Source organism: Streptomyces sp. NPDC034085, from assembly GCF_055575555.1.
Genome location: NZ_JBVISL010000020.1, coordinates 17,817 through 27,491, shown reverse-complemented (window position 1 = coordinate 27,491; position 9,675 = coordinate 17,817). Strand labels below are relative to the sequence as shown.

The 9,675-nt window shown below is 72.7% G+C and carries 8 protein-coding genes and 1 pseudogene; 1 reads left to right on the top strand and 8 read right to left on the bottom strand.

Annotation, left to right across the window (positions count from 1 at the left end):
- Nucleotides 1–104: 104 nt before the first annotated feature.
- Nucleotides 105–374, bottom strand: a pseudogene (locus ACZ501_RS34785) (DUF3626 domain-containing protein); the annotation flags it as partial.
- A 168-nt stretch (nt 375–542) separates the two neighbouring features.
- On the opposite strand from ACZ501_RS34785, the gene ACZ501_RS34780 reads away from it, so the two are divergent.
- Nucleotides 543–1,094: a GNAT family N-acetyltransferase gene (locus ACZ501_RS34780; protein WP_468800750.1), complete on the top strand. Its 552-nt coding sequence runs from the start codon at nt 543–545 to the stop codon at nt 1,092–1,094.
- Here ACZ501_RS34780 and ACZ501_RS34775 read toward each other — a convergent pair.
- The 7 genes from ACZ501_RS34775 to ACZ501_RS34745 all read right to left on the bottom strand — a co-directional run bounded on the left by ACZ501_RS34775 (nt 1,091) and on the right by ACZ501_RS34745 (nt 9,551).
- Nucleotides 1,091–2,743 (bottom strand): type VI secretion protein, encoded by a 1,653-nt coding sequence (locus tag ACZ501_RS34775; RefSeq protein WP_468800748.1) that lies wholly within the window; start codon nt 2,741–2,743, stop codon nt 1,091–1,093. The two genes, ACZ501_RS34780 and ACZ501_RS34775, sit on opposite strands and share 4 nt — an antisense overlap.
- Before the next feature lie 2 nt (nt 2,744–2,745).
- The gene (locus tag ACZ501_RS34770; RefSeq protein WP_468800745.1) at nt 2,746–4,164 is read right to left on the bottom strand and encodes an ATP-binding protein; all 1,419 of its coding nucleotides are present in this window, start codon (nt 4,162–4,164) and stop codon (nt 2,746–2,748) included.
- A gap of 19 nt (nt 4,165–4,183) precedes the next feature.
- Nucleotides 4,184–5,743, bottom strand: a complete 1,560-nt coding sequence (locus ACZ501_RS34765; RefSeq protein WP_361609510.1) for an SCO6880 family protein — start codon at nt 5,741–5,743, stop codon at nt 4,184–4,186.
- Entirely contained in the window at nt 5,740–7,152 is a 1,413-nt protein-coding gene (locus tag ACZ501_RS34760; protein WP_468800743.1) for a hypothetical protein, read from the bottom strand. Before ACZ501_RS34760 ends, ACZ501_RS34765 begins: the two co-directional genes overlap by 4 nt.
- Nucleotides 7,142–7,975, bottom strand: a complete 834-nt coding sequence (locus ACZ501_RS34755) for a DUF8175 domain-containg protein (RefSeq protein ID WP_468800740.1) — start codon at nt 7,973–7,975, stop codon at nt 7,142–7,144. The genes ACZ501_RS34760 and ACZ501_RS34755 overlap by 11 nt, the downstream gene beginning before the upstream one ends.
- Nucleotides 7,976–8,077: 102 nt before the next feature.
- Complete coding sequence (locus ACZ501_RS34750) at nt 8,078–8,386, bottom strand: hypothetical protein (RefSeq protein ID WP_008742356.1); 309 nt, start codon at nt 8,384–8,386, stop codon at nt 8,078–8,080.
- A 340-nt stretch (nt 8,387–8,726) separates the two neighbouring features.
- Entirely contained in the window at nt 8,727–9,551 is an 825-nt protein-coding gene (locus ACZ501_RS34745; RefSeq protein ID WP_468800738.1) for a pentapeptide repeat-containing protein, read from the bottom strand.
- Between the last annotated feature and the right edge of the window lie 124 nt (nt 9,552–9,675).

Sequence of the window (9,675 nt, the reverse complement as noted above, 5' to 3'; positions counted from 1 at the left end):
GTACTGCAGGGGGGACCCTGTGGGAGAGTAGGACGCCGCCGAACAATCATTGTGGGAAAGCCCCGCACCTTCTGGTGCGGGGCTTTTCTGCGTTTACGGGGTCTTTATCCTGGAGCGCCGAAGCGGGCCACGTAATGCCAGACGCGCTTGAGCGCCTGTTCGTCGTAGCGGCCCGTCCGGGCGGCTTCGCCCAGGATGCGGGGCGTCAGGACGCCGGCCACGGCGATGGACGAACCGAGGTCGACGAAGTCCTGGCCGCGGTACTCGGGGTGCCGGCGGAGCTCGGTGACGGTGAGGCGGAAGCCCGGGTGCCATTCCGTCCGGCAGGGGAGCTTCGCAGCGGCGGTCTCCACCTCCGTGTTGCGGTAGCGCGGTGAGGATCGGGCGGGCGTCGGTGACGCGGTCCGGGTGGAAGTTGAGCGTGACCGTGAGACCCGGGTCCAGGGGCGGGCCGGAGGACAGGGCGGTGACGTGGGCGAGCGCCTGGGAATGCGGGTGCATGGGGGCAGTGTGCATCAGGGGCGTGGCTAGGATCCCGGGTTATGGATCATCAGCATGTGGTGCGGGCGGTGCGGGCCGAGGAGTGGCAGCGGGTCAAGGCGTTGAGGTTGGACGCCCTGAGGGATCCGGTGGCGCCGGTGGCCTTCCTGGAGACGCTGGGGCAGGCGGAGGAGCGGCCGGACGCGCTCTGGCAGGAGCGGGCCCGGGGGGCCTCGCACGGGCGGGCCGCGCGGCAGTTCATCGCGGAGGGGCCCGACGGGGAGTGGGGCGGCTCCGTGACCGTGCTGGTCGAGGAGGAGGGGACCACCGACTTCTTCGACGTGCCCGTGGAGAAGGCGCAGGCGCACGTGGTGGGTGTGTTCGTGCGGCCAGGGCTGCGGGGTACGGGGCTGGCCGAGGCGCTGTTCGCGGCCGCCCTGGAGTGGGCCTGGGCGTTGGAGGGGCCGGCGCTGGAACGCGTACGGCTCTTCGTGCACGAGGAGAACCCGCGGGCGGCCGCCTTCTACCGGCGGATCGGGTTCGTGCCGAGCGGGCGGGTGGTGAAGGCGGAGTCGGGGGCCGAGGAGCACGAGTACGTGCTCGGGCGCGCCTAGCCGTCGAAGCGGGCGTGGGGCCAGCGGGTGCGGGCCTGTTCGCGGCTGCGGCACAGGGCCAGGAGGGGGAGGGTCTCGTCCTGGAGGAGGTCCGGGAGCTGGGGGACGGGGGCGACGGCCGCCACGTCCTCCAGGACCAGGGTCATTGGTGGGTCGAGCCGGCCGTGGGATGACCGTGCGGCCATGCGGCGGCCGTGCTCGACCACGTCCGAGGCGAGTGCGGTGAGCAGGGGCATCGCACCCGGGTGCGTACGGGGGTCCTCCAGGGATTCGCCCAGTACGTAGAGGGTTCCCCCTTCGGCGGTGAACGATGCCAGGGTGAGGGAATCCGTACGGTTCGGGTTGCAGGCCTCGCGGATGTGGATCGAGGTCAGGCAGGACAGGGCGCGGGCCGCGAGCTGCTGGGCCTGGTCGCGGCGTTCGGGGTGGGCCGTGAGGGCGCTCTCGAGTTCGCCGGCCGCTCCGGGGGCCGCCTTCGGGTGGGTGCGCAGGGTACGGACGGGGTCCTGGGCGCCGTTGCCCTGGGCCCAGCGGGCCAGCTGCTTGAAGGGGAGGCCGTCGAGGGCGGCGGCCTGGAGCCAGCTGCGGAGCAGGGTCTCGGCGGTGTCGGCGAGGGCGCTGTCCAGGCGGGCCTGGGGGCGTACGGGGGCCAGCAGGGCGATCGCCCGGGCGGCGGCGGTGTCGCGGTCGGCGCAGCCGTCGGCGGGGTGCCAGTGCATGCGGGCCGGGGTGTCGCACAGGTGGGAGGGGTCGTAGAGGAGGACCGGGCCGAGTTTCGCCCGGGCGTCCTTGGTTTCCGCCCACAGTGCGGGGGACGAGGTGACGACCAGGGCGGCGCCCTCGGCGGCCACGAGGGCGTGGGCGGCGAGGCGGTGGCGTTCGGCCGGGCTGCCGTAGGCGAGGCGGGGGGCGGGGGCGGGGGCGGTGCGGGCCGGGGCGTAGCCGAAGCCGTAGCGGTAGGCGTCGTCGGCCGGGGCCGGGGCGTCGCCGGCTGAGGTGTAGCGGGCCGGGGTCGGTTTGCGGGGCGGGGCGCCCGGTGCGGAGGCGGCGGAGACGGGGGCGTGCGCGGCGGAGAGGGTCGGCGCGGGGGCTGATGCCGGGGCGTGGGCCGGGCCGGGGGGCGTCGTGCGGCTCTGGGCGGCCGCTGCCGTCGGCCCGGGTGGTGCGAGGCCGGTGGCGGGGGGCGGCGGGGCCTGCGGCGTGGTCGGGGCGGGGACCCGGCCGGGATCCGGGGCGGGTGCCGGCTCCGGTGCCAGCACCGGAGCTGCGGCCTCGCGCCTGGCGCGGGTGCGGCGGGCCTTCGTACGGGCGACGACGCCCATCGTGAAGATCGTCAGCACCAGCACGACCAGGAGCTGGCTGATGAACAGTCCCCAGAACAGGCCCCATCCCGGGAGGGCGCTCGGGGCGGTGTCGGGCCAGGCCGCGGGGAGGTCGTGGGGTTGCGTTATCAGGGCGCGGACGGCCCCCGGGGTGCGGGTGAAGGTGACGGTGGCCGGCCAGGCGCCCTTCGCGAAGAGGGCCGCGAGGCCGGTGGCCGACCAGACCAGGACGGCGAGGCCGAGGAGGAAGGCCAGGAGGCCGACGAGTACCCCGTCGGGGATGCCGCCGCCGCGCGCGGGGGGCTCCGTACGTCTCGCGTCGGGCATGGTCAGGCCACCGTGGTCGCTGATCCGGGGCCGGAGCCCCGCTGGCGTTCGATGTACAGGGCTCGTTCCTCCGCTTCGAGTTCGGCGGCCAGCAGCTCTTCGGGGAGCTGCTGCGGGGTGGAGGACTCCGTCATCGCGCGGTCGGTGTAGACGAGGGGGCGTTCGGTTTCGGTGATCAGGTGTTTGACGACCTGGACGTTGCCGTTGACGTCCCAGACGGCGATGCCGGGGGTGAGGGTCGGGATGATCTCCACGGCCCAGCGGGGGAGGCCGAGGACGCGGCCGGTGGCGCGGGCCTCGTCGGCCTTCTGGGCGTAGATGGTTCTGGTGGAGGCCATTTTGAGGATGGCGGCGGCCTCGCGTGCGGCGGCGCCGTCGACGACGTCGGAGAGGTGGTGGACGACGGCGACGAAGGACAGGCCGAGGCGGCGGCCGAACTTCAGGAGGCGCTGGAAGAGCTGGGCGACGAAGGGGCTGTTGATGATGTGCCAGGCCTCTTCGACGAGGAAGATGCGCTTCTTGCGGTCGGGCCGGATCCAGGTGTGCTCCAGCCACACGCCGACGATCGCCATGAGGATGGGCATGGCGATGGAGTTGCGGTCGATGTGGGAGAGGTCGAAGACGATCAGCGGGGCGTCGAGGTCGATGCCGACGGTGGTGGGGCCGTCGAACATGCCGCGGAGGTCGCCGTCGACCAGGCGGTCGAGGACGAGGGCGACGTCGAGGCCCCAGGCCCGGACGTCGTCTATGTCGACGTTCATGGCCTGGGCGGATTCGGCTTCGGGGTGGCGCAGCTGTTCGACGATGTCGGTGAGGACGGGCTGGCGGTCCTGGATGGCGTCGACGACGTAGGCGTGGGCGACCTTGAGGGCGAAGCCGGAGCGTTCGTCGAGGCCGTGGCCCATGGCGACTTCGATGATGGTGCGGAGCAGCGCGAGCTGTCCGGTCGTGGTGATCGCCGGGTCGAGGGGGTTGAGGCGGATCCCGTCGTCGTTGGCGGCGATGGGGTCCAGGCGGATGGGGGTTATTCCCAGCTGCTGGGCGATGAGGTTCCATTCGCCGACGCCGTCCTCGCCCTGGGCGTCGAGGACGACGACCTGGCGGTCGCGGAAGCGGAGCTGGCGCAGGACGTACGTCTTCTCCAGGGCGGACTTGCCGTTGCCGGATTCGCCGAGGACGAGCCAGTGGGGGGCGGGGAGCTGCTGGCCGTAGAGCTGGAAGGGGTCGTAGATGTAGCCCTTGCCGCTGTAGACCTCGCGGCCGATGATCACGCCGGAGTCGCCGAGGCCGGGGGCGGCGGTGGGGAGGTAGACGGCCTGGGCCTGGCCGGTGGAGGTGCGGACGGGCAGGCGGGTGGTCTCGACCTTGCCGAAGAGGAAGCTGGTGAAGGCGTCCGTCAGCGCGGACATGGGATCTCGCATGGGCGGCACTTCCCTCCAGCTAGCGTCGGATGCCGGTGGCGAACGGCAAGGTGTTGACGAAGGCGCGGTGGTGCTCGCGGTCGCACCATTCCAGCTTCAGGTAGGACTTGCCGGCGGAGGCGCGGATGGTGCGCTTGTCGCGGGCGAGGGCTTCGGGTGAACGTGAGGACACCGTGATGTACCCGACGAGGTTGACTCCGGCAGCGCCGCTGGCGAGATCTTCACCCCTCTGGTCGAGGCGGCCGTGGGCGGCGATGTCGCGGGGGTCGACGGTGCGGTTCATCTTGGCGGCGCGGGAGGCGTCGGCCTCGTCGTTGGTCTTCTCGGTGAGCATGCGCTCGATGGCGATCTCGGTGGGTTCGAGGTCCATGGTGACGGCGACGGTGCGGATGACGTCCGGGGTGTGGACGAGGAGGGGGGCGAGGAAGTTGACGCCGACCGGGGTCATCGGCCATTCCTTCACCCAGGCGGTGGCGTGGCACCAGGGGGCGCGGGTGGAGGATTCGCGGGTCTTGGCCTGGAGGTAGGTGGGCTCCACGGCGTCGAGCTCTGCGGGCCAGGCGTTGCGCTTGGTCATGGCCTGGATGTGGTCGATGGGGTGGTCCGGATCGTACATGGAGTGCACGAGGGAGGACAGGCGTCCCTGGCCGAGGGGCTGGCGGACGCGGATGTCGGCTTCGGCGAGGCGGGCGCAGATGTCGGTGAGCTCGCGGGCCATGACGATGGCGAGGCCGGCGTCGCGGTCGAGTTTGCGTCCCTTGTGGTTGCCGGCGCGGGCGATGGTGTTGGCTTCGGCGGCGAGCTCGCGGGTGTAGTGCATGCAGGCGACGAGGTAGGCGCGGTGCTGCTCCGAGGAGGTGGAGACCATCGACTGGAGCTGGTCGTAGGAGTCGCGCAGCCAGGCCGGGGCGCGGGTGTCCCCGCGCTGGGCGACGTCCTTGGCGTGGGCGTCGGGGTCGGCGGGGAGGGTGCGGGCGAGCATCTGGAGGCGGGTGACGAAGCCGTCGCCGTTGGCGACGTGCTTGAGGAGGGTGCCGAAGCGGTCGACGAGGGCTTCCTGGTCCTCGCTGTCGCGCAGGCCGACGCCGGGGCCTTCGATCTCGATGGCGGCGGTGACGGTTCTGCGGTCGGCGTGGAGCAGGACGGCGATCTCGTCGGGGCCGAAGGGGGCGGCGAGCCAGTTGATGCGGCCGATGCCGGGGGGCGGGCCGACTTCGACCTCGCGGCCGTCGGCGGCGCGGGTGCCGGCTTCCATGGCGCTGGAGCGGTACGTCGTGCCGCGGCGCAGGGTGCGCTTGTAGCTGCGGCTGATCTCGAACCACCGGTAGAAGGTGCGGCCCTTGTAGGGGACGTACACGGCGGCGAGGGCGAGCAGCGGGAAGCCGGCGAGGCTGACGATGCGCAGGGTGAGGTCGGGGACGAGCAGTCCGCTCATCATGCCGAAGAACGCGCCGACGATGATCAGCGCGATTTCGCCGGTTTCGCGGTTCTTGCCGACGATCGCGTTCGGCCGGGCCCGGCCGATGAGATACGTGCGGCGGGGCGCGACCGGGTGGAGCTGGTGGGACTGGGTCGTCAACGCCCGTCACCTCCTGTGTTCCTCGTACTCGAGCCAGTGCGGGGCGCGGGGGCGGCGGAGGGGACGGTTCCGCCGGTGGACCCGCTGCCGGAGCGGCGGCTGCTGTGGGCGGCCATGCCTCCGGAGATCTGGTTGGCGTCGCCGCCGCCGGGGTTGCCGCCGCCGGCGCGGTGGGCGCCGCCGCGGCTGCTGTGGGTCTTGATGCCCTGGGAGACGAGGGAGGCCGGGGAGCTGATGACGGCGGCGGCCTGGGCGCCGTCGGTGGCCTTGGAGCGGTTGGTGCGGGCGGAGGCGATCTCGTCGCCGAAGCCGGGGACGAAGCGGTAGATCATCGCGGAGGCGAAGATCGCCAGGAGGATGATGGCGAGGCCGGAGACGACGGCGGAGAAGGCGTCGGGGCCCTTGTCGCCGGCGAGGGCTCCGGCGAGGCCGAGGACGATGACGATGACCGGTTTCACGAGGATGACGGCGATCATGATGCCGGCCCAGCGGCGGACGTGGCCCCACATGTTGCGGTCGACGAGTCCGGCGTAGACGACGGTGCCGAGGAGGGCGCCGACGTAGAGCAGGGCGGCGCGGATGACGAGCTCGAGCCAGAGCACGCCGGCGGCCAGGACGGTGACGAGGGCGACGACGATCAGCATGATCGGGCCGCCGCCGATGTCCTGGCCCTTCTTGAGGGCTTCGGAGAAGGAGCCGAAGAAGACGTCGGTCTGGCTGCCGGTGGCGGCGGAGATGACCTCGGTGACGCCGTCGGTGGCGGAGACGACGGTGTAGAGGACGAGCGGGGTGAAGGCGGAGGCCAGGACGGTCAGCCAGAGGAAGCCGATGGCCTCGGAGAGGGCGGTGGTGAGGGGGACGCCGCGGATGGCGCGCTTGGCGACGGCCAGCAGCCACAGGACGAGGGTCAGGATGGTGGAGGCGGCGAAGACGACGGCGTACTGCTGGAGGAACGCCGGGTTGGTGAAGTCGACGTTGGCGGTGGACTTGACCGCTTCGCTGAGCTTGCCGACGATCCAGGCGGCGGCGTCGGCGCAGCCCTTGGCGAGGGAGGCGAGGGGGTTGAGGGCGTCGGGCGGGCTGGTGGGCGAGAGGCCGGTGCCGGGTCCGGTGCCGGGGGTGTTGCCGGCCTGGCGTTCGCAGTCCTCCTTGAGGGGGCCGATGACCCCTTCGCAGCGGGAGGGGGCGGGCGTGCCGGACGGGGAGGCGGAGGGCGAGCCGGAGGGGGGCGGTGTGGGGCTGGGTGCGGCGTAGGCCCGGGCGGACAGCAGGACGAGGGCCGTCTGTACGGCGGCCAGGGCCGCGGCGGTGCGGGCGCCTGGGGTGCGGGCGCCTGCGGTGCGGGCGCCTGCGGCGCGCGGGTGGCGGGTGGTGCCCGTACGGCGGTCGGGGCGGCGACTACCGGGCATAGGTGAACCCTCCGAACTCCTGGACGGCCTTGCTGATGTCGTCGGACGTGGAGGCGGCGACGTCGCCGGGTACCGGGGCGGGGCCGTCCTGCTGGCTATCGGAGGTGACCTTCCAGTCGTCGCCGGCCCAGGCCAGGTCGAACGTCCAGGTCTTCCAGGTGGTGCGGACCGGGGTGGTGGACTTGGCGCCCGACATCCCGACCAGGCCCGTGTACCAGACGGCGACCTTCGCGGCGGTCGGGCCGTAGCTCTCGACGCGGGTGCCGACGGGCACGGCGCGGGTGACGAAGGTGCTGCCCTGCGGGGCGTTGCCGTTCGCGTCGAGGCCCAGGGTGGCGAGGAAGGCGGGGGAGTACGCCGCGTCCTGCGCGCCCTTGCGCTGCGCCGCCGCCTCGGGGGTGTAGATGCCGTCCACCAGGGCGTGCCGGGCGTCCTTCTTCAGCATCCCGTCGGAGCCGAGTGCCACCGCGAAGTTGGCGGCCGCCGACTGGGCGCCCTGTTCGTCGTGGGCGAAGCCCTTCGGGATGCCGGCGGACTTGCCGGTGACCGGGGCGGTGCCGGTGGGGGCGGTGGCGTCCGCGGCCGGGGGTTTGTCGGAGGCGGCGGGCGGCGTGGAGTCCTGGGACCGGTTCGCGAACGCGATGGCGGCGACGAGCAGGACCACCACTCCGACCACGGTGATCAGGCCGCGGGAGGCGCGGGGGGTGCGGCGGGGCGTGCCGTACGGGTCGGAGGGCAGGTCCGGGAGCCGGGTGCGGGTCTGGCCCGTGCCGCCGACCTCGGCGTGGCCGCTGCCGCCGCCGTACTGGTCGTCGTTGCTCATTGCGTGTCCGCCCCCTCCGCGTCGTACGACGGTAGCGCTCGTTCCCGCTCAGGCGCGGTGTGGTGATTCGTCATCAGGGTGCGGCCGGGCGCGGCGGTCCGGCTAGACGGCCATCCCGTAGACGATCGTGAAGAGGGTGCCGAGGGAGCCGATGATGAAGACTCCGGTGAGGCCGGCGACGATGAGGCCCTTGCCCTGTTCCGCGCTGAATGTGTCGCGCAGGGCGGTCGCGCCGATGCGCTGCTTGGCGGCGCCCCAGATGGCGATGCCGAGGCAGAGGAGGATCGCGACGGCCATGACCACTTCGATCATGACCTTCGCTTCGTTGCCGAGACTGCCGAACGGCCCCCAGTTCGGGGCGATTCCGCCGATGATGGTGGTGATGTCGCCCTTTTCGGCTGCCAGGATCATGTAACTCACCGCCCCTGTATGGGTAGTTCCGGTAGCCCGTGCCCAACGGCAGGGGTCACGCACTATCTTCGCTGATGAAACCGGCGCCGTCGTCGACTTGGCCGCTTCCTTTACCCGTTCTCCCGGCCCGCGCTCCGTATGCGCGCCCTGACCTGGTCACTCTGTGTATCACGGGGGGTGACCCCGGGCAATGATTGTCGGCACGGCGTGCGCGGGGCCGTGTGAGGGGCGGCCGTTCGGGCTAATCGGGGGAGGCCGGGGCGGCGGGGGAGCGTACGGAGGCGTGAGGGGCGCATGGGTGCGGGGCGGGCGCCGGGGCGGGTCGCCGTGCGCGTGGGGGTTACGCGGTCCAGTGCGCGGGGCGGGCGAGGTGGGCCGGGATGCGGGTGGCGGTGTTGCCGCGGGCGGCGGCCAGCTGGGGCTGGGTCAGGAAGAGGGTGTCGCGCAGGTCGGCGCCGCCGAGGTCGGTGTCGCGGAAGTCCGCGCCGATCAGGTCGGCTCCGCGCAGGTCGGCGCCGCTGAGGTCGGCGGCGATCAGGTAGGCGCCGCGGAGGTTGGCTCCGCGCAGGTCGGCCCCGGAGAGGCGGGCGCCCATCAGGTCGGCGCCGCGGTGGTTCTTCCTGCGGCCGGGGGCTTTGGCGCGGACGAGCTCGCTGGTCTTCAGGAGCAGGGCGTTGATCTCCTGGCGGAGCGGGGCGACGTCGAGGCCGGTGAGGGTCTTCGCGTCGGCGCGGGTCAGGGCCTCGGTCCGGACGAGGGCCGTGCGCAGGGCGGGGTGGAGGGGGGCGGCCGCGGGGCGGGTGAGCGCCTCGGCGGTGTAGAAGAGCAGCTCGTGCAGCTGCCGCATGACCGGGAAGGCCTCGAACATCGCCTCGCGGGTCCCGGGGTGGGTGCGCCAGTCGCGGCCCTCGAAGGTGACCTGGGAGATCTGCTGGCCGGCGCCGAAGCAGTCGAAGACGGTGCAGCCGGGGAACCCCTGGTCGCGCAGCCGGGTGTGGATGCCGCAGCGGAAGTCCTGCCGGAGGTTCTTGCAGGGGGTTCCGGCTGCCTTGTTCACGGCGAAGTCGTTCGACTTGGCGAAGGGCAGGGCGACGCAGCAGAGCGCGAAGCAGTTCGCGCAGTCGGCCTGGAGGACGGGGAGCGGGGTGGGCGTGGAGCTGGACACCACCTCATTGTGACGGGTGCGGGGAGGGCCGTCGCATCCGGAGGGCGCTGCACCGGACGCCGTCGACGAGCCGGGCGCAGGCCAGGGGACGGGCGTCCGGGTCGGTGGTGGGGCGGAAGGGGCG